The sequence below is a fragment of the Prochlorococcus marinus CUG1438 genome, assembly GCA_017644325.1.
In the GTDB taxonomy this organism is placed as follows: domain Bacteria; phylum Cyanobacteriota; class Cyanobacteriia; order PCC-6307; family Cyanobiaceae; genus Prochlorococcus_A; species Prochlorococcus_A marinus_AA.
On the sequence record JAEPLS010000001.1, the window covers coordinates 554,274 to 576,450 of the forward strand.

Genomic DNA, 22,177 nt, shown 5'->3' on the forward strand with positions numbered 1-22,177 from the left:
TATTTATGTTTGATTCATTAGTTGATTTCCTTAAAACAAATATTGATGAATTAAATGGTCATGAAGTAGAAATATCTAGCGAATTCAAAGAACATCATAATGAAGACTCAAAATATATAATTAAAAATTGGCTTTTTTCATCTCCTGAATATCGAAAGTGGCGAATAACAAGATTAGATGGTGGCAAAAAACTGCAAGTGTTTAATACGGTCGCATATCCAAATTTTGATAGTGAAATGCCTATTTTAGGAGCTGATATTTTATGGTTTGGAACTTCTCAAAAGTTATTAGCAATACTTGATTATCAACCTTTAATTCAAGAAGGTAATTATCTTGAAACATACTGTTCAAGTTTAGGTAGTATTAAGAAAAAATATTCTGCATTTGATAATAATAAAATGAAGAATATATATGATTCAAAAAAGTATTTTTCCCCATGGGTGATTATTTGTAGAGGAAATAAATTAAATCTTGATAGAGATTTAAATAATATTTTCCATTCATTTGTAAACAACTATTTGAATATTTACAAATCGAATCCTGTTAATCAATTTTTAAATGCAGAAGAAATAAAGATGAATCAAATTAAATACGATAAGTATAGTTTTGAAAAAGACCCTGCAGATAAACTGTTTAAATCTTTTTTTGGAGAAAAATGGACAAAAAAATTTATCAATAAATTTCTTTTTACATTAAATACTGAGATTATTCATTGAATGTTAATAAAAGATACTATTTTTTATAGGCCAGATTGGAGATGGCATAATTTTCTAAAATATTTAACTAATAACTTAAGCAAACATAATTGTTTAGAAAAAATAATACCCTCGGAATATTCTTATAAAGATTCAACTTATGGTTCAAAAAAATCAAAAAAAAATGTAAATCTCTCTACTTGGGGTGTAACGCATAAAAAAAGAATTCAATTCGCAAGAGCAGTGTGTATAAATAGTCCAAATTATTCTGTTTTAAATTTTTTAATTATTCCTAATACTATTTATAATGTCCCATTTTTTGGAGTAGATTTTGTTTCTCTTCCTAATAGTCATTTATTAGTATTAGATTTTCAGCCTTCATTAAAAATACACAATCAATACAATAATCAGTTATTAGAAAAACTTATAAAACTCAAAAATCATTGTCATTCGTCACTCCCATTAGCTGAAAAAATGTCTGCAGATGTAGCTAGATTTTTTTCTCCAGGAGTAATCTGGTCAAAATTACCAAAAGAAGAAAGAAGTGATTTTCTAATTGCTAATCATCTTTATAACTCATTTAAGGGATATCTTGATTTGTATTTAGAAATTCTTTTCGAAAGCAAAGAAGCCAATATAGAACTGCAAAAAGAATTAATAAAAGGTCAAAATAATTATTTAAAATATAGAAGAGATAACGATCCAGCAAGACCCATGTTGACGAGTTTGTTTGGTAAAGAATTTACTGAATCTTTAATTAGAGAAGTTTTATTTACTACTTAAAAGTCTTATAATTCAAGGAAATTTGAAATCATATGAAAAAAATTTCTGTTCTTTTTGTATGTTTGGGCAATATTTGTAGGTCTCCTGCAGCAGAAGCTATCTTTATAAGTTTACTTGAAAGGAAGGGATTAACCGATGGCTTTATTGTAGATTCTGCTGGAACAGGCAGTTGGCATATTGGAAAAAAAGCTGACTCTAGAATGAGAATTGCAGCAGAAAGAAGAGATATAAATATCTTAAGTAGGGCTCGTCAAATTACTAGCAAAGATTTCGACGAATTTAACTATATTCTTGCGATGGACCACTCAAATTTTAGAAATATTCAAGATCTTAAAAATAGAACAGCTTCAACTGATTTTGCATCAATTAAAAAAATACAAGATTTTAGATCCGTTTTTAATGAGCAAGAAGTTCCTGATCCATATTTTGGAGGTGATGAGGGCTTCGATTATGTCCTTGATATTTTAGAAGACTCTGTAAAAGGTTTTTTGGAAAGTATTTCTTGAATTTATTTGATCTCAGTCTCTTTAGGAATCCTGTCATTATAAAGATTAATAATTTGATCCACTACTTCATTAATTGAATATCCATCCGTAATAATTTCTATTGAGTCATTTGCTTTTATTAGAGGTGAAATTTCCCTATTAGAATCTTCAAAATCTCTTTTTTTTATAAGTTCTTTTAATGTATGGAGATCTATTTCTTGTGAGTCTTTACTATTTTTATCAGATTTTCTTCTTTTTGCTCTTTCATCGATGCTAGCAGTTAAAAATATTTTAAGTTCTGCATCAGGAAAAACAGTAGTACCTATATCTCTTCCCTCAGCTACAAGTCCGCCTGATTCTCCAATTTTTCTTTGTTCTTCTACTAAGAATTTTCTTACTTCTTTTATTGAGGAGATTTTAGAAACGATGGAACTTATCTTTTGCGACCTAATTTCTTCAGTAACGCAGTAGTTATTTACATAAACATCCTGATGCGAATTTATATTCGACTTGAAAACAATAGATATATCTTTAAGAATATTCTGTAAATTTTTTTCTTTTTTATAATCAATACTTTCTTTTATCATAAGCCAACTCAATGCCCTATACATTGCTCCAGTATCTAGATATAAAAGTTTAAGTTTCTTCGCTATTAACTTTGTTACGGTACTTTTACCTGACCCCGCAGGACCATCAATTGCGATAATCGGCCTTCTTTTCATTAGAAAAATGTGATCAATTAATCTTGTCTCTCCACATCTTATCGCACCAGCAAGTAACGAAATGTTATCCTCGAGTCTTGCTTTTTGGAGTGTATAAGGGTGTAAATGTTCTAAATATTCAATGGAAATTTTTTTTGCTGATAGCTTTTTAATTATTTCGTTTAAATTGATCTTTTTTTCTTGTTGAAAAATTTTTTTTGCTTCTAATAACTCACTTGAAAAAAACCTAATCAATTTTCTTTCGTTTTTTGATAAATGTACATTACGAGAACTTAAAGGAATTCCATCAAAATCTCTTTGTGTAGGAATAGATTTAATAGCAACATTTAATTTTTTTCTTTGGATAAGATTTTTTAAAATTAAAAGTTGTTGCCAATCTTTTTCTCCTAAGTAAAGATTTTTTGGCTTGATGAGATCAAGTAATCTATAAACTACTGTACAAACTCCATCAAAATGTCCAATTCGAGTTAATCCGCATAGTGCTGAAGATAATTCTACTGAAGCTTTTAGGAATCTAATATTCTTATTATTCGGTGGATATATATCTTCAGTACTTGGAATAAAGATGGCATCTGCTCCACTTGAAAAAGAGGTATCAATATCATTTTCAATTGATTTTGGGTAATTTTCTAAATCAGCCTTGTTATCAAATTGAAGTGGATTAATAAAAATACTTACTAAATTAGTATTAGAGTTATCATTTTTTGCTGTTGATATTAGTTTTTTGTGCCCATTATGAAGATTACCCATGGTTGGAATGAAGTTGATTTCACTACTTAAATTTCTTCTCCAATACTCTATTTCTTCAGTTTTCCTTATGATTACTTTTTTCACCTTGTTTTTAAAAAATAAATCTATTTGATAAATAATTACTGGACAAAAGCAATCTTAGGAGGAATATCTATATAGGGAAAGTCTATCATTTTTATTTCATGGATTACAAAACATCAGGTGTTGATATAGAAGCTGGGCGAGAATTTGTTTCGGAAATTAAACAGGCAGTTGAAGGAACTCATACATCTAATGTGATTGATGGTATTGGTGGGTTCGGAGGTTTGTTCAGAATTCCTATGGATAGTTTTAAAAAACCAGTTCTTGTTTCAGGAACTGATGGTGTTGGAACAAAATTAGAATTAGCCCAAAATAAAAACTTTCATTTTGAGGTTGGTATTGATTTAGTTGCTATGTGTATGAACGATATCATTACTAGTGGGGCAAAACCTTTATTTTTTCTGGATTATATTGCTACTGGTAAACTTGATAAGAAACAATTATTGAGGGTTATCCAGGGAATTTCACATGCCTGCGGAGAAAATAACTGTTCATTACTCGGAGGAGAAACTGCCGAAATGCCAGGATTTTATTCAAAAAATAAGTATGATCTTGCAGGATTTTGTGTTGGAATAGTTGATGAGGATAAGCTTATTAATGGTAAAAAAGTATCTGAAAATGACTTAATAATTGCTTTAAAAAGTAATGGAGTTCATAGTAACGGCTTCAGTTTAGTAAGAAAAATTATTCAAAACAATAATCAAATAGATAAAGAATTTGAGAAAGTTTCTCACTTAAATTTTTATGATGAGTTATTGAAACCTACAAAAATCTACAATAATGTGGTTAACCAAATGTTATCTGAAAATATAGAAATTAAAGCAATGTCTCATATTACAGGAGGAGGAATTCCAGAAAATTTACCAAGATGTATTCCTTCTGATTTTATTCCTTATATCAATACCAGTTCTTGGGAAATACCTATTTTATTTAAATTCCTTAAAGGCAAAGGATCGATTCCTGAAAAAGATTTTTGGAATACTTTCAATCTTGGAGTAGGATTCTGTTTAATTATTGATAAACAATTTAAGGAGGCCGTATTAAGTATTTGTAAAGATCATGACATAGATAGTTGGGAAATTGGAAAGATAGTTCGAAAAAATGATTCAAAAATTAGTAATTTTTTGCCAGAAATTTTAACTTAAATTTTTTTACCTTTTTAAAATGAGTTTTAAAAAATTATTTTTTATACCCAAATGAAAAAGTTAGGTGTAATATAATAAAATTACCGCCGAATTATATCGGAAGTTTAAGTATTAAGATTTAACCTTTATTCAATGCCCTTTGCAAATAATCAAAGAATTACACGTAGACGTAGTTCAGCAGGCCCTACACCTCCCAAAAGACCAATAGGTAATAATTCTGAATCATTTGGTAGACAGGCTCAAGGCCCAAGACCAACTTTCTTGACCCTAAGAGATCATGGGAAAGTATTTGTTGCTGATTTACCTAATTTGTCCGATGGTCAATTGGCGCATATAAGTAAGGAAGCTAATGAAGTTTTAAATAGTTTGGAAAAAAGACTTAATGATCTTGAAAATGAACCTAATGTTAGTAATCCTGAAAACGATACGCTGATAAAGGCCTCTACCAAAAGAGATGTCACACTGAGGTTTATTAAATCAATAGAAGAAGAACAAGAACATAGAAAGAATAATCCTGCTTTAAGAGATGCTGCATCCGAATCATTACCTAGAACTTTTCTTGAGGTTGCTAGACATAGATTACCTGGGGCAACTTTTGATTCACTACTGCGAGAGGCTCTTGAAGCTTGTGCAGTTGATGAAAGTACTCAAGAAAATCAAGTTATTGATGAGCCTAGAGAAACTGTAAAAATTATGGATATACCCTCTTCCAACACAAATGCTTCCCTTGTTGTTAATATCGACTCAAGAGATGATACCAAGAATGACTCTATTTGATTCAACACAAGAGTTAATAAGCTTTAAAGACAATAATAATTCAAAAATTAACCTTACTTTAGAGACAGATCCCATTTTATGTAATCATTGCAAAAGGACTGCATCCAATGGTGTTAGATGTTTAGGAATGTGTGTAGCAGATAATGATTACTAAAATAATTCAAATTTATATATAAAAATTGATGAAAATAATTAAAAAATCCAATTGATTTTATTTATTAATAAATATAAGGTATTATTTATCAATAATAAAAAAAGATTATTTTTCTATATATTAATAAGTAATTGAAACTTGATAACCTTTATTTGAAATTGAAGTTTTTGGAAAACTTCATCATTAAATGCGTAAAAAAATTAAATAAGGCGGCACCCAGATTCGAACTGGGGATAAAGGATTTGCAATCCTCTGCCTTACCACTTGGCCATGCCGCCGAAAAAGATTCGATTGAGTCTTTTTATGATCTTAACAGTAAGGTGTCTCATTCTCTATTATTTATATGCAATGGACATGGTGAAGATGTAATAGCATCGGAAATAATAAAATTATTACTAAAAAAAATAAAAAATAAAAATATTGAAGTTTTGCCGTTAGTAGGAAATGGGGATGTGTTTAATTCCATAAAAACAAAGAATTTTCGTAAAATAGGATATTTAAAAGAGCTGCCTAGTGGAGGTTTTAGTAATCAAAGTCTGAAGGGATTTGTGCTTGATTTATTTGCAGGATTTTTAATTGATAATTTAAGAAATTTTCTACTTGTAAAACAGAAGTCAAAACATAAATGCAAAATTATCGCAGTAGGCGATTTATTGCCATTATTTTATGCTTGGAGTTCAGAATGCGAATTTAGTTTCATTGGAACTCCAAAAAGTGATCATACTTGGAGCAGTGGCCCAGGTTGGGATTTAAGCGATTTTTATCATAAGTTGAAAGGTTCTGAATGGGATCCATGGGAAATGTTTTTAATGAAATCTCCAAGATGTAAAAATTTAATTATGAGAGATAAAATTACAGCTAATAATTTGAATAGAAAAAATATTGATGCAAAATACTTGGGTAATCCAATGATGGATTTTGTTAATGAAAAAAATGAGAAGATTTCAAATATTATTTCTTTTAAAAGGATTATTTTATTAGTTGGAAGTAGATACCCAGAAGCCCTTAAAAATCTTGAAAATTTTCTTAATTGTTTGCAAGATTTTGATTTATCAAAGGACTTGTTAATACTTTTGCCTTTGAGCATTAATGCGAATGTGATTCAAATTCAAAGTTATTTAAATAAATATGGTTTTGTAAAACAGAGTAAAGTTAAATTTCTAATTGATGAAGATTCAGTATGGAAAAACAAAGATCAATACTTAGTCATTGGAAAAGGTAAATTCAATTCATGGGCCAATATGGCAGAAGTTGGTTTGTCTAATGCAGGAACTGCTACAGAGCAAATTGCTGGCCTTGGAATTCCATCTCTTTCTTTACCGGGAACTGGACCACAATTTACAAAATCATTTGCAAAAAGGCAATCAAGATTATTGGGAGGTAGTGTTTTAGTTTGCAAGAACAAAAAAATTCTTCTAGAACGTTTAAGTTTACTTTTGAAAGGAAACTTAGTTAGGTTAGAACAATCAAAAATTGGAAAAAAAAGAATGGGGAAATCCGGAGCAAGTAAGAAAATCGTGGATGCCATAAACCTCCATTTGTTATCTTAGTAAATGGCACTAGCTTATTAATTATTAATTCTTTTATGTATCCAATAAATGATCGGCAATATCTAAAAATTTGTGCAGAGATTGCAAAAATTATGAGTATAAGCTTATCTTCTGCTAAGAAGAAAGTAGAAATTCAAATTGCAAAAGAAGGCTCGAAAACTATTCAAGAAAAAATAAAAGTTGCGCAAAATGTCTTAAAAATTTGTAAAGAAAATTATAAAGATAAATTAAGTTCTTCAAGAATACTTGATAAGCTTATGGAAACTCTTGATGGTGAAGATAATTTTTTAACTGAAGATTGATTCTTAATGTTCAAATATATTTGAGAATTTTAGTATGTCTAAATCAGCATGTACAGAGACTGTTTCGAAACATTTTTGAGCTAATTCATATCTATTCTCTCTTTTTAAGATAACTTTTAATTTATCCATAGCTTCAATTAAATATCTAACATCATTTGCAGCATAATCTAATTGATCTTTTGTTAAATCTTCGTTGCTACCCCAATCACTACTTTGCGAGCTTTTGTCCAGTTCTATACCTAATAATTCATTAATTAAATCTTTTAAACCATGTTTATTTGTATAAGTTCTTGCCAACTTGCTAGCAATTTTTGTACAAAAAATATTTTTTGTATTAATTTCAAGATTGCATTTTAGAGCTGCTACATCAAACCTCGCATAGTGAAATATTTTAGTAATTTTGTCATTTTCAAGAAGTGCTTTTAAGTGAGGTGAAGAAGATGTATTAAGTTCGATTTTTATACAGGATGTTCTTTTAAATTCATTACATATTTGTACTAAACAAAGTCTATCTCTTCCATGAATTAAACCCATTGCTTCAGTATCAATAGCTAGATAGGATGATTTTTTATAAAGGTTGTATAAATCTGCTGTTAAATCGCTGTAAAGAAGATCAATATTTTTATTTTCAATAGTCATTTTTAATAATTATTCAAAGTAATTTAAGATTTAGAATATTACTTAAGATTTGATTTAATTAAGAATCTTTATCTAATAAATTTATTTTACAGAATAATTCTAAAAAATTATAATATGATGTAACTTTAATTTTTATTCTCGAGTTACTAGAAAAAATTTATTTAATGTCCTATTCCTTAAATTCAACATTATTGCTAACAATTCTCTTGGCCATAGGATTATTTTTTTTTCTTAAGGCTTCCAGTAAAGATAGAACAACTATCGTTGAGATTTCATCATCTCAGCAGCCAGTTAAGGTTTTAAATAGTTTATGTGAATGGCTTAATTTGAGGGGATGGAAGCAAACAGGTGGAGATTTTGAACAAAGAATTTTAATATTTAAGGGTCAAGTTGTTTCTAGTAAATTTTTAGCAATTTTTTTAGGTTTTCTTGGTGGTTTTGGTTCTTGTGCTTTGGGATTAGTAATAATACAGATATATCCTGAATTAGGTTGGTGGCCTATTCTTTTGGGATTAATTGGTGGCCCTTTGTCTGGAATTGCTTATTTTAAAAAATCAGCAAGAGAGGAGAAATTTGAATTAAGGTTGATCAACGAAAATGAAAATGATTCTACTTTCATGAGACTAAGAGCGCATAGGGATGAATTAATCTCTTTAGAAAATGAACTTGGAGAAAAACTTCAATTAAAAAGTGACGGTTCTTTATTTAAAACACCTATTTAAGATATTCTAAAAAGTTATTCGATGATTTCAATCAAAAATATTATTCTCTATACAGAATTTCTCTAACTCTTTATCATTTAACCAATCTTGGGGTTTTGTAAAAATTGACGTGAGCAATTCCTCTCGAGAACCCTTTTTTGTTTTATATCCATATTCCCATCTAGCCAAAGGCGGTAAGGACATTAATATAGATTCAGTTCTACCATTTGTTTGTAGTCCAAAAATCGTCCCTCTATCCCAAACTAAATTGAATTCGACATATCTACCTCTTCGATATAGCTGGAATTCTCTTTGTTCAGAAGTATAGTTTTGAGTATCTCTTTTTTCAATAATTGGCAAATATGAAGGGAGAAATGCATTCCCACAGTTTTCTGCTAAAGAAAATAAATTATCCCAGTTTAAATTAGTTTTGCCAATATTTTCTGAAGCTTTTGATGCCTCTCCATTTTGATTATTTCCTCTATAAATATTGCCTGAACCATCTTGATAATCATAAAAAATACCTCCTATGCCTCTAGATTCATTTCTATGCTTCAAGAAGAAATATTCATCACACCAAGGTTTGAAAACTTTATGCAAATCTTTATCAACTTTCTCACAAGCTTTTTTATGCTCGTTATGAAAATTCCTCACATCAGAAAGATAAGGATAAAAAGGGGTTAAGTCTGCACCTCCTCCAAACCACCAAACAGGACCAGCTTCAAAATATCGATAATTCAGATGAACTGTAGGAATATAAGGATTCTTAGGATGCAACACCATTGAAGTTCCCGTAGCAAACCATTTATGACCTTTTGCTTCGGGCCTTTGAGAGATTATAGATTGAGGTAATTCTTTTCCCTCTACTTCTGAGAAATTTACTCCTGCTTGCTCAAAAATAGAACCATTTTTTAATACCCTGGATCTTCCACCACCACCTTCGTCTCTTAGCCAGGATTCTTCTATAAATTTCTCTTTGCCATCTACATTTTCAAGCCCTGAACAAATTTTGTCTTGTAGAGTTAATAAGAGATTTTTAGTTTTTTCTCTCGAGTTTGTAGGAGGTTCTTTGAACATGTATTTAGAGAATCTTGAAGAAAAAATTTTTTGTTAATTATAAGTTTCCCTTTATAATTTCTCTTAAGGGGTCCTTATTGCCTATTATTTGATAGTTCGACATAGTTCTTAATCTTTTAAACAGTCGACTACCCTGTCAAAATATTTAAAAATTTAATGACCACAATAGAAGATGCGAATTTTGCTTTACAAAAAGTTCTAGATGCTGGATCTCAGAAAAATGTAATTGAATTAGCTTGGATTAAAAACGTAAGAGTAACTATACCGAGAGTAATCGTAACATTATCATTACCATCATTTGCAAATTCTCAGAGAGATAGGATTGTTCAAGAGGTTAGAAAAGTACTGCTGGATTTTGATGATATTGATGATGTCCAAATAGAGATAGATAATAATCCTTCCACAACAGAATCTCAAAATCAAGGTAATGCCCCTGAGTTGCAAAAGATTGATGGAATTCGGCATATCATTGCTGTTAGTAGTGGTAAAGGTGGAGTTGGGAAAAGTACAATAGCAGTTAATCTTGCTTGCTCTTTATCTAAATTAGGATTAAAAACTGGTTTGTTGGATGCGGATATTTATGGTCCTAATACTCCCTCTATGATGGGAGTTGCCGAACAGAATCCAAAAGTCACAGAGGGTAGTGGTAATGATCAAAGGTTAATACCAATAAATAAATATGGAATTTCATTAGTATCAATGGGTTTTCTTATAGAAGAAGGTCAGCCAGTTATTTGGAGAGGACCAATGCTAAATAGTATTATCCGACAATTCCTTTACCAAGTTGAATGGAATAATCTGGATTTCTTAGTAATTGACTTACCTCCAGGAACAGGAGATGCTCAAATTTCACTTTCACAATCTGTTCCTATTTCTGGAGCTATTATCGTTACGACTCCACAACAAGTCTCTTTGCAAGATGCACGGAGAGGATTAGCAATGTTTAAACAACTTGGTATTCCTTTATTGGGCATTATTGAAAATATGTCAGTATTTATTCCGCCAGATATGCCTGGTAAAAAATATGAAATTTTTGGTAAAGGTGGTGGACAAATTTTAGCCAATGAAAATAACTTACCATTATTAGCCCAAATACCTATTGAGATTCCTCTTGTTGATGAAAGCAATAAAGGAATACCAATATCAATAAGCCAGCCTGATAAAGAAAGTTCGATTGAATTTGGTAATTTAGCTCAATTAATTAAAAATCAATTTCTTAATAAATAATTGATGTTTAAGGGGATTTCTTCATCACAAACTAGAGGGTTTATCCCCAAAAAAGATAATATTGGTAGACGATTTTTATTTTCTCCACTGTTATTGATTCCTCTATTTTTAGTTATTATTTCAGGGGTATTAATAAAAAGTATTCAGGAAGATTTCTTAGTATCTAATTATTCTAGTCATATATTAACTGGTTTCATTGGCTATTTTTTGGCATTTTTTATTTCTTATATACCTTTGGAGAGAATTAAAAAGTATTTAATACCATTTTATATATGTACTTTAATATCCTTATTTCTGATTTATTTTTTTGGGATTACAATTTCTGGAGCCCAAAGATGGTTAAATTTTGGAATTTTTTCATTTCAACCTTCAGAAGTAGCTAAATTGAGTACAGTATTAACTCTTGCTCTAGTTCTCGACAAAAAAATAATTTCATCAATAAGAGATTTATTACTGCCATTGTTGGTAGTCATCTTACCTTGGATATTAATTTTTTTTCAACCAGACTTAGGTACCTCTTTGGTTTTATTGGTTTTGACGGGTGTGATGCTTTATTGGTCGCAAATGCCGATAGAGTGGATTTTGATATTAGTTTTTTGTATTTTTACTTCTATTTTTTATTTAACCTTGCCCAAAATTCTCATTTTTTGGATCCCATTAGTAGGATATCTCGCCTATAGATCTTCGAAAAAGAAAATTATTTGTTCTTTTCTAGCTATTTCTTTTCATGTATTGGTTGCGAAACTAACACCAATTTTGTGGCAATATGGTCTAAAAGGATATCAAAAAGATAGATTAGTTTTGTTTTTAGATCCAAATAGAGATCCTTTAGGAGGTGGATATCATTTAATACAAAGTAAAATTGCAATTGGTTCTGGAGGTTTTTTTGGCACTGGTTTGTTAAGAGGCAAGCTGACTAATTTGCAATTTATACCAGAGCAACATACTGATTTTATATTTAGTGCCTTAGGAGAAGAGTTAGGTTTTTTGGGATGCACGATAGTTTTATTTTTGTTCTTTTTACTTATTAAAAAACTTATTAATATTGCAAAAAGTGCTAGGAGTGATTTCGAATCTCTAATTGTTGTTGGAATCGCGACAACTTTTTTATTCCAAATAATTATTAACTTATTTATGACAATAGGATTAGGACCAGTTACTGGAATTCCTCTTCCTTTTATGAGTTATGGTAGAACATCTTTGTTAATTAATTTTATTTCTATTGGATTGGTCTTATCCATTATGAAACGCTCTAGATCACTGAAAAATTGATGCAATCACAAATAACTATAAAAAAAATTCAAGACCTTTTGATTAAAGGAGTTCAACCTATTTATGTGGATGATGAAACCTCAAAAAGAATGTGGTGGGCCTCTCTAGAAGTTATTCAAAAAGATTTTCTATCTCAGAATTATAAATACGGCGGTGTTTGGGTTTCTTCCCCTCTGCCAGCTCTTAATGATAAAAGATTTTTTAATCAACTTCATGGATGGCTTTGGGCACCTGAGGGGTTTCCATATTTCAAAAGAGAAAATGCAGGTTTTTTACCAACCAATAATTCAGATAGGATAAAAAAAGATGTTGATTTAATTACTAATTATAAAGTTTTAAATATTAGCCAAAAAGATGGTTATGCCCCTTTTTTGATGATAATTACCCCGAATTTTCAGTGCATATTATCAATTTTAGGAGAAAAAGATAAGAAAATTTTATTAATGAAATGTGATGAAGAGAGCTTAAAAATATCAATTGAGTTAATACATGCGAAATTAAATCAAGAGAATTACGAGGAAGGAGTTAAATTTCGCACTTCAATCAATAAGTTAGGAAATCTAAATATGAATAATCAATTTGAAAAAAACTTTTGGCCAATACTTTCTACAAAACTTGCAAAGCTGGCCCCGAGCCGTAACGTATACAATTCCGTTAAAAACGACGAAAAAAATGTGCAAATTTCTGAAGCTAAGTTATTACGTGCAATTTCTCATGAAGTAAGAACACCTTTAGCAACAATAAGAACTCTTTTAAGTTCTACTTTAAAAAAATATAATATGGATGAATCAATGAGAAATCGCTTAATTGAGATAGACAATGAATGTAACGAACAAATTGATAGGTTTGGCTTGATCTTTAATGCAGCAGAGTTAGTAAGTAATGAAGTCCCTTCATTGAATAATTTGGCAAAAATAAATTTAGTTGAAATTTTTAAAAAACTATCTCCTGTGTGGAATAAACAATTAAATCGACGTGGGATTTCTTTAAAAATTGACATTCCGAATCAACTTCCGCAAATTTTAAGTAATTCTGAAAAATTAGAATTAATGTTGAGGGGATTAATTGATAAAAATACTAGAGGATTAAAAGAAGGAAGTACATTAATTTTAGAATTAAGACCAGCTGGTCAAAAACTCAAGCTTCAACTAAAAGTACAAAAGTTAGGTAGTAATCAAAATGAAATTCAAAAAAAAGATAATGGTTCTGATATTGGTCCTGTTTTAAATTGGGATCCTCAAACAGGTAGTTTACAACTAAGTCAAAACGCCACTCAAAAGTTATTAGCAAGTTTAGGAGGGTATGTCACAAATAGACGGGATACAGGTTTGACAGTATTCTTTCCGATTTCTGTTTAAAAATGAAATCAAAAAAGTTTTGCATTTATTAAATAATGTAGAAAAACCTTATCAATTTTGAATTTTGTAAAATATGAATGCTAATTTCTTATTAGAAATAACTCAAAATTTAGGATGACTGAAACTTTAGTTGGTCAATTTCCAAAGCATATAGGAAGTACTGGTGGTTTATTAAACTCAGCAGAAACCGAAGAAAAATATGCAATTGTATGGAAAAGTTCAAAAGAACAAGCATTTGAATTACCCACTGGGGGCGCCGCCATAATGCATGAAGGCGATAACTTAATGTACTTTGCAAGAAAAGAACAGTGTCTTGCACTAGGAACACAATTAAGAGCTTTCAAACCAAGGATTGAGGACTTTAAGATCTATAGAATTTTTCCAGGTGGTGATGTTGAATTCCTGCATCCCAAGGATGGTGTTTTCCCTGAGAAAGTAAATGAGGGAAGAGAAAAAGTCGGCCATAACCCTAGAAGAATAGGGGAGAATCCTAATCCAGCTGGCTTGAAATTTACTACTAAGAACACTTTTGATTAAATTCCTTAAAGTTGATATAAAGGAAAAATATAATTATAATTTGGGTTGACGTTACAAGTATGATCAGCTCACAGAAAGATAGTTTTTTCAAGGCTTACAAAGAAGGTAAAAATTTTATACCTATTACTCAAACTTGGCCAGCAGATTTGGAGACCCCATTATCAACATGGTTAAAATTATCTGAAAAAGATTCACACGGGGTTTTTCTTGAATCTGTCGAGGGTGGTGAGAATTTGGGTAGGTGGAGTATTGTTGCTACCAAACCTCTTTGGGAAGCAGTTTGTCATGGAGAAGAAATTGTCAAAACTTGGAATACTGGAAAAAAGGAAATATTGAAAGGGGATCCCTTTAATATTTTAAGAAATTGGACAAAGGAATATAAGTCATCTATGGTTGATGAATTGCCATCAATTGGACAGTTATATGGCTCTTGGGGTTATGAACTAATTAATCAAATAGAACCTAGCGTTCCGATAAATAAAATACAAGAAAGTAATATACCTTATGGTTCCTGGATGTTTTTTGATCAATTAGTTGTTTTTGATCAAATAAAAAGGTGTATAACCGCAGTAATATATGCGGATACAGCTTCTTCAAACGAATCTTCTGTTGAGTCAGTTTATTTAGATTCAATTTCTAAAATCAAGAAAATTAGAAATTTAATGAAAGTTCCTCTGAAAGAGAATGATTTTTTAGATTGGAACGAGAATGAGAATTTGAATTTAAATATTAATAGTAATTGGGAGAAAAAAGATTTTGAAGATGCAGTCCTTTCTGCAAAACAATATATAAGAAAAGGAGATATATTCCAAATAGTTATTAGTCAAAGATTCCAAACTCAGGTCGCTCATGATCCCTTTAATTTATATAGAAGTTTAAGGATGGTTAATCCGTCTCCTTATATGTCATTTTTTGATTTTGGATCTTGGTATTTGATAGGTTCCAGTCCTGAAGTTATGGTTAAGGCAGAAAAAAATAAAAATAGTCAGATTATTGCGAGTTTAAGACCAATAGCAGGAACAAGACCTAGAGGTAATGATCCTGAGCAAGATTTAAAACTAGAAAAGGATCTATTAAAAGATCCAAAAGAGATAGCAGAGCACGTAATGCTAATTGATCTTGGAAGAAATGATCTAGGAAGAGTTTGTGAAATTGGTACTGTTGAGGTTAAAGACTTAATGGTAATTGAAAAATATTCACACGTTATGCATATAGTGAGTGAAGTTGAAGGAATTTTAAAAAATAATACTGATGTATGGGACTTGTTAAAGGCAAGTTTCCCCGCTGGAACAGTAACTGGAGCACCAAAAATACGAGCTATGCAATTGATTAAACAGTTTGAGAAAGATGCTAGAGGTCCATATGCTGGTGTTTACGGCTCGATTGATATTAATGGGGCTCTAAATACGGCAATTACAATAAGAACTATGATAGTTGAACCTTCAAAAGATGGGAAATATACTGTATCAGTACAAGCAGGGGCTGGAATAGTTGCTGACTCCTCTCCTGAAAATGAATATCAAGAGACAATTAATAAAGCTAAGGGAATACTCAAAGCATTAGCCTGTTTGGATAAATAAATGAGTCAAAATAATCTTTATAAGGGTTTTGAAGTGGAACTTTTTACAGGTTCTTTTGATACTCATATTGGAATATCAGCTGAAGTTGCAAAAATTTTTTCTAATTTTGTAAAAGAGCCAGATAACAGAAATGTTGAATATATAACAACACCTGAAAAAGACTATAGATACTTATACGAGAAATTAATAACTCCAAGAAAAGATTTAAGACAATGGTTAAAAACTAAAGGTTTAACAATTATTCCTTCATCCACACTTTGTTTCAAACACGATACTCAATTTCAACGATCTGAAATTGAGAATGTTTATCATCAATTTATACAAGATAATTATGGAATCTCTATAGCCACTTCAAGCGTCCATATAAATATAGGAATAGAGAACTTAGATAAGCTTTTTGCTGCTATTAGACTAATAAGATCTGAGGCTGCTTTGTATCTATCTATAAGTGCCAGCTCACCCTTTTTAAATAATATAATTACAAAAAATCACTCTCAGAGATGGATTCAGTTTCCTAAAACTCCAAGTAAAGTTCCATTTTTTATCAATCATAATTCTTATATAGATTGGATCGAGGAAAATATAGCTAATAAAAATATGCAGAATATCAGGCATTTTTGGTCTTCAATCAGACCAAATGGACCCAAGAGGCCTTTAGTACTTGATCGTTTGGAATTAAGAATTTGTGATTACGTTCATGACATTGATTTGCTGTTGGGGATAACTGCTATGTTAGAACTGAGGATTTTACAGCTTTTTGAAAATATAAATACTTTAGATCCCCTTAATGCCAGTATTTTTTCTCTAGATGAATTATCTGAAATATGTGACACAAATGAAATTAATGCCGCTAAGAATAGCTTAAATTCAGAGTTAATTAGTTGGCAAGATGGAAAAAAAGTTATTTGTAGAGAATGGATTAAAAACTTATTATCAGATTTATCATCCACAGCCGAAAAATTTCATATGAAACATCTTTTGGCACCTATCTATAAAGTGCTTGAAGAAGGTAATCAATCCATGAAATGGGTAAATCAATATGAAAAAGGTCTTTCTATTGAGCAAATAATGAAAATTACTATCGGTGATATGATCAAGAATGAAGATAGGGGTATTTGATTATTTAAACAAACATTTGATCTGAACATTTTTACTTGTGACATAATGGATACATGGAATCTTTTAAAAAGAATAAAACTAATAACGTGGATCTTGTAAGTAATAATGATCCACTTGATAAAAATCGTCTTTTAATAGAAGATCTATGGGAATCTGTGCTAAGAGAAGAATGCCCTGAGGAACAGGCAGAGAGACTTATTCAACTTAAAGAACTTAGTTATTCAAAACAAATTGATAGTGATAGTTCAAAAAATTTAAAAAATGAGATAGTTGATATTGTTAATTCTATGGATTTGGCAGAATCAATAGCAGCAGCAAGAGCGTTTTCATTATATTTTCAACTAGTGAATATTTTAGAACAAAGAGTTGAAGAAGATAGATATATTCAAAGCTTTACAAATCAGAATGTTCAAAAATCTCCTGATAATCTTGATCCTTTTGCACCAGCATTGGCGAGGCAAAATGCTCCAGTAACTTTTAGAGAATTGTTTTATAGGCTTAGAAAACTAAATGTCCCGCCGGGAAAATTAGAAGAGTTGTTGCAGGAAATAGATATTCGTCTAGTTTTTACTGCACATCCTACTGAGATAGTAAGACATACGATTAGACATAAGCAAACTAGAGTTGCAAATTTGTTAAAAAAAATACAGGTTGAGCAATTTCTAACAAAAGAAGAAAAATATTCTCTTAAAACCCAACTTAAAGAAGAAGTAAGACTTTGGTGGAGAACAGATGAATTACATCAATTTAAACCTTCAGTTCTTGATGAAGTTGATTATGCCTTGCATTATTTTAAGCAAGTTTTGTTTAATGCAATGCCGATATTGAGAGGCAGAATAGCTGAAGCACTTAACGAAAACTATCCAGATGTTCAAATGCCTTCTGAATCTTTTTGTAACTTTGGTTCTTGGGTCGGCTCTGATCGGGATGGTAATCCATCGGTGACTCCAGATATAACTTGGAGGACGGCTTGTTATCAAAGGCAATTAATGTTGGAAAGATATATTATCGCAGTTTCTAATCTTAGAGATCAATTAAGTGTATCTATGCAGTGGAGTCAAGTAAGTTCTTCTCTATTAGAGTCATTAGAAACAGATAGAGTTAAGTTTCCCGAAATTTATGAAGCTAGGGCGACAAGATATAGATCAGAGCCTTACAGATTGAAATTGAGTTACATATTAGAAAAATTGAGATTAACTCAAGAAAGAAATAATTTATTAGCAGATAGTGGTTGGAAATTTGATTTAGAGGGGGATATTGATGTTAAAAATATAGATAAAGTTGAGAATTTATATTACAAATCAGTGAATGAATTTACATATGATCTCGAACTTATTAAAAATAGCCTGATCAGTACAGATTTAAATTGCGAGGCAGTAAACACCTTACTTACTCAGGTTCATATTTTTGGATTTTCTTTAGCAAGTTTAGATATTCGACAAGAAAGTACAAGACATAGTGATGCCATACACGAGCTTACAAATTATCTTGATTTATCTGCGCTGTACGACCAAATGTCTGAAGAAGACAAAATTAACTGGCTCATAGAAGAACTTAATACAAAAAGGCCTCTAATTCCCTCCGACGTAAATTGGACAAAAACTACAGAAGAAACTTTTTCAGTTTTTAAAATGGTTAAGAGGCTACAGCAAGAATTTGGAAGTCGCATTTGTCACTCTTATGTAATTTCAATGAGTCATAGTGCATCTGATTTGCTTGAAGTTCTTTTATTAGCAAAAGAAATGGGACTTCTCGATCAAAATTCACAAAAGTCAAAATTATTAGTCGTTCCTCTTTTTGAAACTGTTGAAGACCTTAAAAGAGCTCCAGAAGTAATGGAAAAATTATTTAAATTAGATTTTTATAGATCATTACTACCGAAAGTTGGAGAATCTTTTAAACCTCTTCAAGAATTAATGCTTGGCTATTCTGATAGTAATAAAGATTCAGGGTTTGTTTCTAGTAACTGGGAAATTCATAGAGCTCAAATAGCTCTTCAAAATCTTGCAAATAGAAATAACTTGTTGCTAAGGCTTTTTCATGGAAGAGGGGGTTCTGTAGGAAGAGGCGGAGGACCGGCTTATCAAGCAATATTGGCTCAACCCAGCGGAACTTTAAAAGGAAGAATAAAAATAACGGAACAAGGTGAAGTTTTAGCTTCAAAATATAGTCTCCCTGAACTTGCTTTGTATAATTTAGAAACTGTGACTACGGCCGTTATTCAAAATAGTTTAGTAAATAATAGGCTTGATGCTACTCCAGAATGGAATCAATTAATGTCCAGGTTAGCAGAAACATCAAGATCACATTACCGAAAATTAGTTCACGAAAATCCTGATTTGTTAAATTTTTTTCAAGAGGTTACTCCAATTGAAGAAATCAGTAAATTACAGATCTCTAGTCGACCTGCGAGGAGAAAAAAAGGTGCAAAAGATTTGTCTAGTTTAAGAGCTATTCCATGGGTATTTGGCTGGACACAAAGCAGATTTCTTTTGCCAAGTTGGTTTGGAGTAGGAACTGCATTATCATCTGAGTTAAATTCAGACCCTCAACAAATTGAATTATTAAGAGTTTTGCATCAAAGATGGCCATTTTTTAGGATGCTCATTTCTAAGGTAGAAATGACATTATCTAAGGTAGATTTGGAGGTTGCTAAATACTATGTTGATACTCTCGGCAGTCAAGAAAATAGAGAGTCTTTTGATGTTATTTTTGAAGTTATATCTAAAGAATATAATCTTACAAAATCTTTAATACTTGAAATCACTGGTAAAAATAAGTTGCTCGAATCTGATAGAGACTTAAAATCATCAGTAAACTTGAGAAATAAGACAATAATTCCATTGGGATTTTTGCAGGTTTCACTTTTAAGAAGGCTAAGGGATCAAACAAGACAACCCCCAATTAGCGAATTTCTTCTTGAGAAAGATGAATCTAGTAGAGCTTATAGTAGAAGTGAACTATTAAGAGGAGCACTTTTAACTATTAATGGGATAGCCGCTGGCATGAGAAATACAGGTTGATAATTGCAATATTTTTCTAAAAAAAAACTTATTCTTCCCGAAGGTTATTTTGTTAACTCTACAAGTATCCCATTAGCTAAAGAAGTAAACAAACTTTTAGCTAGCTGTGGATGTGAGACATTCCCAATAAAACCTTTATCTGAAGCTATTCAGAAAAGTGATTTTTTCTTTACTATACAAAATGAATCAAAAAATAAATTATTTGGATTTGTAAGAGTTACATCTGATAGGGGGTTAAATGCAAACTTATGGAATTTATGCGCAGACAAAGGAAGCAATCAGAAACTTTTTTATTTAATATTGCTTCAAATAACTCTTGAGAAAATTAATAGAGAAATGCCTGGATGCAGTATTTCTGTACAAGCTCCAGTATCCTCATTTAAAAGTTTAGAGGAAAGTGGATTCATACTCGATCCTAATGGTATAAGAGTAATGGGATACAAACTCTAAAAATCCTTTTTACGAGCATGGAGGGATTCGAACCCCCGACTCTCAGAACCGGAATCTGATGCTCTATCCAACTGAGCTACATGCCCTTTAATTTTTCAATTTCTTTAAAGAGAATCTAAATATTTTTAACTTAGCTAATTTATTAATAAATGCACAAAAAAAATTTTTTTAAACAAATTAAAAATTCAAAATTTTCGAAACCATAAATGTTTTGAAATTGACCTCAAAGAGCAAAGAACAATTGTTCTAGGTTGTAACGGAATTGGTAAATCAAATTTGCTTGAATCTATTGAAATTCTTAGTCAATTAAAATCTAGTAGAGCATTAAGTGATAAAGATTTAATAGAAAATGATAGTGAGATGGCTTCAGTGATGGGACAAATAGATTTTAGAAATGATTTAAAATTAAATTTATTTCGAAAAGGATCAAAAAAAATATACGTTAATGAATCAATTTTGAAAAAGCATAGTGATATAAAGAACTATATTAGGAGCGTATGTTTCTGTTCAAATGATATAGATATTGTTAAAAGTGACCCAAGCTATAGAAGAACATGGATTGATAAAGTTGTATTTCAGCTTGAACCAGTATATTTAAACTTGATGAGTAGATTTAATAGGCTCTTAAAACAAAGAAGTCATTTTTGGCGTTCAGAAAATACCCTAAATACTCAATCCTTAGAGATTGTTGAAACCTTTGATATTCAATTATCAATAATTAGCACCAGAATTTTTAGGCGCAGAAGAAGGGCTTTATTAAAAATAAAACCATATGTTGAATATTGGCATAATCACTTAAGTAAATCTAAAGAGCAAATAGGCATTAATTATCTTTCAGGGATACAAAATATTAGTCCAGAAGAAGAAGAAGAAGAAGAAGTTATTAGTCAAAAAATAGCAGAACAACTATTAAATCAGCGTCCACTGGAAGCATTGACTGGTAAATGTAATTTTGGCCCGCATCGTGATGATATTGAGTTTTTAATTAATAATATTTCAGTTAGAAAATATGGTTCATCTGGTCAGCAAAGAACTTTTATTTTGGCTTTAAAAATGGCTGAATTAGATTTATTAACTAAAACATTAAATGTTCCGCCAATACTTATATTGGATGATGTACTGGCCGAACTAGACATAACAAGGCAAAATTTGTTACTAAATTCTGTTGGGAAAGATAGTCAATGTTTCATAAGTGCGACACATCTAGATAAATTTAATCAGTCTTTCTTAGGCTCCTCACAAATGATTCATTTATAGTTCTAAAAGTCACGATTTTTGGCTAATCTTATATTCATATGAATTTCTTTAATGGAAGTCTCTAAGAAAAATCAAATTTTAAGTTCATTTATTAATGATCAAAACTTAAGTCATCAAAGTAAACATCTTCTTTTGGAACTTTATAGATGTGATTACGAAAAATTAAATGATGAATCCTTTTTGCGCTGTTCATTAAATAGAGCTTCGAAATTAGCTAATGCAACAGTTCTGAATTTGATCAGTAACAAATTTGAACCTCAAGGGGTTACCGCGATTGCATTACTGTCCGAATCACATATCTCAATTCATACTTGGCCTGAATCTAATTATTCAGCAATTGATATCTTTACATGTGGTCAAAATATGATGCCAGAACTAGCCAGCAAATATTTAATTGAAGCTTTGAAGGCAGAGGAACATTCTCTTCGTATTATTGAGAGAAATCCCCCTGCAACAGTACTTAAACAGATGAGATTCGTTGTTTAACTTGCAT

General features: G+C 30.7%; 22 protein-coding genes and 2 tRNA genes. 19 read left to right on the forward strand and 5 right to left on the reverse strand.

All coding sequences use genetic code 11. The features are described 5' to 3' along the window. Positions 1-5 precede the first annotated feature (5 nt). Genes JJ847_03045 through JJ847_03055 form a run of 3 tightly spaced genes read left to right on the forward strand, consistent with a single transcriptional unit; the run spans position 6 to position 1,984 of the window. Entirely contained in the window at positions 6-716 is a 711-nt protein-coding gene (locus JJ847_03045) for a 15,16-dihydrobiliverdin:ferredoxin oxidoreductase (GenBank protein ID MBO6959861.1), read from the forward strand. Next, on the forward strand, positions 717-1,478 hold the full coding sequence (locus JJ847_03050; protein MBO6959862.1) for a phycoerythrobilin:ferredoxin oxidoreductase: 762 nt from the start codon (positions 717-719) through the stop codon (positions 1,476-1,478). A gap of 32 nt (positions 1,479-1,510) precedes the next feature. Then, on the forward strand, positions 1,511-1,984 hold the full coding sequence (locus JJ847_03055; GenBank protein MBO6959863.1) for a low molecular weight phosphotyrosine protein phosphatase: 474 nt from the start codon (positions 1,511-1,513) through the stop codon (positions 1,982-1,984). Positions 1,985-1,986: 2 nt separating this feature from the next. Here the strand turns inward: JJ847_03055 and JJ847_03060 are convergent, their stop codons facing one another. Then, a complete protein-coding gene (locus tag JJ847_03060; GenBank protein ID MBO6959864.1) occupies positions 1,987-3,519 on the reverse strand; it encodes a bifunctional pantoate--beta-alanine ligase/(d)CMP kinase in 1,533 nt (510 codons plus the stop codon). 98 nt (positions 3,520-3,617) lie between these two features. On the opposite strand from JJ847_03060, the gene JJ847_03065 reads away from it, so the two are divergent. The 3 genes from JJ847_03065 to JJ847_03075 all read left to right on the forward strand — a co-directional run bounded on the left by JJ847_03065 (position 3,618) and on the right by JJ847_03075 (position 5,592). Continuing rightward, positions 3,618-4,661 carry a phosphoribosylformylglycinamidine cyclo-ligase gene (locus JJ847_03065; GenBank protein ID MBO6959865.1) on the forward strand — a complete coding sequence of 348 codons (1,044 nt, stop codon included), beginning with the start codon at positions 3,618-3,620 and terminating at the stop codon, positions 4,659-4,661. A 132-nt stretch (positions 4,662-4,793) separates the two neighbouring features. After that, positions 4,794-5,438 (forward strand): histidine phosphotransferase, encoded by a 645-nt coding sequence (locus JJ847_03070; GenBank protein ID MBO6959866.1) that lies wholly within the window; start codon positions 4,794-4,796, stop codon positions 5,436-5,438. Beyond that, positions 5,425-5,592 carry a hypothetical protein gene (locus tag JJ847_03075; protein ID MBO6959867.1) on the forward strand — a complete coding sequence of 56 codons (168 nt, stop codon included), beginning with the start codon at positions 5,425-5,427 and terminating at the stop codon, positions 5,590-5,592. The genes JJ847_03070 and JJ847_03075 overlap by 14 nt, the downstream gene beginning before the upstream one ends. A gap of 207 nt (positions 5,593-5,799) precedes the next feature. Here the strand turns inward: JJ847_03075 and JJ847_03080 are convergent. After that, positions 5,800-5,870, reverse strand: a tRNA-Cys gene (locus tag JJ847_03080). Here JJ847_03080 and JJ847_03085 point away from each other — a divergent pair. Both JJ847_03085 and JJ847_03090 read left to right on the forward strand, forming a co-directional pair. Then, entirely contained in the window at positions 5,835-7,142 is a 1,308-nt protein-coding gene (locus JJ847_03085; GenBank protein MBO6959868.1) for a hypothetical protein, read from the forward strand. The two genes, JJ847_03080 and JJ847_03085, sit on opposite strands and share 36 nt — an antisense overlap. A 35-nt stretch (positions 7,143-7,177) precedes the next feature. Beyond that, a complete protein-coding gene (locus tag JJ847_03090) occupies positions 7,178-7,444 on the forward strand; it encodes a hypothetical protein (GenBank protein MBO6959869.1) in 267 nt (88 codons plus the stop codon). Between the two features lie 3 nt (positions 7,445-7,447). Here JJ847_03090 and JJ847_03095 read toward each other — a convergent pair whose 3' ends face one another. After that, positions 7,448-8,083 (reverse strand): ribonuclease D, encoded by a 636-nt coding sequence (locus JJ847_03095; GenBank protein ID MBO6959870.1) that lies wholly within the window; start codon positions 8,081-8,083, stop codon positions 7,448-7,450. Positions 8,084-8,247: 164 nt separating this feature from the next. Here JJ847_03095 and JJ847_03100 point away from each other — a divergent pair, with 164 nt between their 5' ends. Next, positions 8,248-8,805, forward strand: a complete 558-nt coding sequence (locus JJ847_03100; protein MBO6959871.1) for a cofactor assembly of complex C subunit B — start codon at positions 8,248-8,250, stop codon at positions 8,803-8,805. Between the two features lie 27 nt (positions 8,806-8,832). On the opposite strand, the gene hemF is transcribed toward JJ847_03100, so the two are convergent. Next, positions 8,833-9,861 (reverse strand): oxygen-dependent coproporphyrinogen oxidase, encoded by a 1,029-nt coding sequence (hemF, locus tag JJ847_03105; GenBank protein ID MBO6959872.1) that lies wholly within the window; start codon positions 9,859-9,861, stop codon positions 8,833-8,835. Positions 9,862-10,017: 156 nt separating this feature from the next. Between hemF and JJ847_03110 the strand changes: the two genes are divergently transcribed. The 8 genes from JJ847_03110 to JJ847_03145 all read left to right on the forward strand — a co-directional run bounded on the left by JJ847_03110 (position 10,018) and on the right by JJ847_03145 (position 20,427). Next, positions 10,018-11,088, forward strand: coding sequence for an Mrp/NBP35 family ATP-binding protein (locus JJ847_03110; protein ID MBO6959873.1), 1,071 nt, complete (start codon positions 10,018-10,020; stop codon positions 11,086-11,088). Between the two features lie 3 nt (positions 11,089-11,091). Next, positions 11,092-12,360 (forward strand): rod shape-determining protein RodA, encoded by a 1,269-nt coding sequence (gene rodA, locus JJ847_03115; protein ID MBO6959874.1) that lies wholly within the window; start codon positions 11,092-11,094, stop codon positions 12,358-12,360. After that, positions 12,360-13,718, forward strand: coding sequence for a HAMP domain-containing histidine kinase (locus tag JJ847_03120; protein MBO6959875.1), 1,359 nt, complete (start codon positions 12,360-12,362; stop codon positions 13,716-13,718). The genes rodA and JJ847_03120 overlap by 1 nt, the downstream gene beginning before the upstream one ends. A gap of 114 nt (positions 13,719-13,832) precedes the next feature. After that, on the forward strand, positions 13,833-14,255 hold the full coding sequence (locus JJ847_03125; GenBank protein MBO6959876.1) for a photosystem I reaction center subunit II: 423 nt from the start codon (positions 13,833-13,835) through the stop codon (positions 14,253-14,255). Positions 14,256-14,314: 59 nt separating this feature from the next. Continuing rightward, complete coding sequence (locus JJ847_03130; protein MBO6959877.1) at positions 14,315-15,835, forward strand: anthranilate synthase component I family protein; 1,521 nt, start codon at positions 14,315-14,317, stop codon at positions 15,833-15,835. Continuing rightward, positions 15,836-16,954 (forward strand): glutamate--cysteine ligase, encoded by a 1,119-nt coding sequence (gene gshA, locus JJ847_03135; protein MBO6959878.1) that lies wholly within the window; start codon positions 15,836-15,838, stop codon positions 16,952-16,954. Between the two features lie 53 nt (positions 16,955-17,007). Further along, positions 17,008-19,977 carry a phosphoenolpyruvate carboxylase gene (gene ppc / locus JJ847_03140; protein MBO6959879.1) on the forward strand — a complete coding sequence of 990 codons (2,970 nt, stop codon included), beginning with the start codon at positions 17,008-17,010 and terminating at the stop codon, positions 19,975-19,977. 3 nt (positions 19,978-19,980) lie between these two features. Continuing rightward, complete coding sequence (locus tag JJ847_03145) at positions 19,981-20,427, forward strand: N-acetyltransferase (protein MBO6959880.1); 447 nt, start codon at positions 19,981-19,983, stop codon at positions 20,425-20,427. Positions 20,428-20,439: 12 nt separating this feature from the next. Here the strand turns inward: JJ847_03145 and JJ847_03150 are convergent. Then, a tRNA-Arg gene (locus JJ847_03150) sits at positions 20,440-20,513 on the reverse strand. Positions 20,514-20,589: 76 nt separating this feature from the next. On the opposite strand from JJ847_03150, the gene recF reads away from it, so the two are divergent. Then, on the forward strand, positions 20,590-21,684 hold the full coding sequence (recF, locus tag JJ847_03155) for a DNA replication/repair protein RecF (GenBank protein MBO6959881.1): 1,095 nt from the start codon (positions 20,590-20,592) through the stop codon (positions 21,682-21,684). Between the two features lie 51 nt (positions 21,685-21,735). Next, complete coding sequence (locus JJ847_03160; protein ID MBO6959882.1) at positions 21,736-22,170, forward strand: adenosylmethionine decarboxylase; 435 nt, start codon at positions 21,736-21,738, stop codon at positions 22,168-22,170. The last annotated feature ends 7 nt before the right edge of the window (positions 22,171-22,177 follow it).

Coding starts and splice junctions, on each gene's coding strand:
- JJ847_03045 (MBO6959861.1), top strand. CDS start 6: ATGTTTGATTCATTAGTTGATTTCCTTAAAACAAATATTGATGAATTA.
- JJ847_03050 (MBO6959862.1), top strand. CDS start 717: ATGTTAATAAAAGATACTATTTTTTATAGGCCAGATTGGAGATGGCAT.
- JJ847_03055 (MBO6959863.1), top strand. CDS start 1,511: ATGAAAAAAATTTCTGTTCTTTTTGTATGTTTGGGCAATATTTGTAGG.
- JJ847_03065 (MBO6959865.1), top strand. CDS start 3,618: ATGGATTACAAAACATCAGGTGTTGATATAGAAGCTGGGCGAGAATTT.
- JJ847_03070 (MBO6959866.1), top strand. CDS start 4,794: ATGCCCTTTGCAAATAATCAAAGAATTACACGTAGACGTAGTTCAGCA.
- JJ847_03075 (MBO6959867.1), top strand. CDS start 5,425: ATGACTCTATTTGATTCAACACAAGAGTTAATAAGCTTTAAAGACAAT.
- JJ847_03090 (MBO6959869.1), top strand. CDS start 7,178: ATGTATCCAATAAATGATCGGCAATATCTAAAAATTTGTGCAGAGATT.
- JJ847_03095 (MBO6959870.1), bottom strand. CDS start 8,083: ATGACTATTGAAAATAAAAATATTGATCTTCTTTACAGCGATTTAACA.
- JJ847_03100 (MBO6959871.1), top strand. CDS start 8,248: ATGTCCTATTCCTTAAATTCAACATTATTGCTAACAATTCTCTTGGCC.
- hemF (MBO6959872.1), bottom strand. CDS start 9,861: ATGTTCAAAGAACCTCCTACAAACTCGAGAGAAAAAACTAAAAATCTC.
- JJ847_03110 (MBO6959873.1), top strand. CDS start 10,018: ATGACCACAATAGAAGATGCGAATTTTGCTTTACAAAAAGTTCTAGAT.
- rodA (MBO6959874.1), top strand. CDS start 11,092: ATGTTTAAGGGGATTTCTTCATCACAAACTAGAGGGTTTATCCCCAAA.
- JJ847_03120 (MBO6959875.1), top strand. CDS start 12,360: ATGCAATCACAAATAACTATAAAAAAAATTCAAGACCTTTTGATTAAA.
- JJ847_03125 (MBO6959876.1), top strand. CDS start 13,833: ATGACTGAAACTTTAGTTGGTCAATTTCCAAAGCATATAGGAAGTACT.
- JJ847_03130 (MBO6959877.1), top strand. CDS start 14,315: ATGATCAGCTCACAGAAAGATAGTTTTTTCAAGGCTTACAAAGAAGGT.
- gshA (MBO6959878.1), top strand. CDS start 15,836: ATGAGTCAAAATAATCTTTATAAGGGTTTTGAAGTGGAACTTTTTACA.
- ppc (MBO6959879.1), top strand. CDS start 17,008: ATGGAATCTTTTAAAAAGAATAAAACTAATAACGTGGATCTTGTAAGT.
- JJ847_03160 (MBO6959882.1), top strand. CDS start 21,736: ATGGAAGTCTCTAAGAAAAATCAAATTTTAAGTTCATTTATTAATGAT.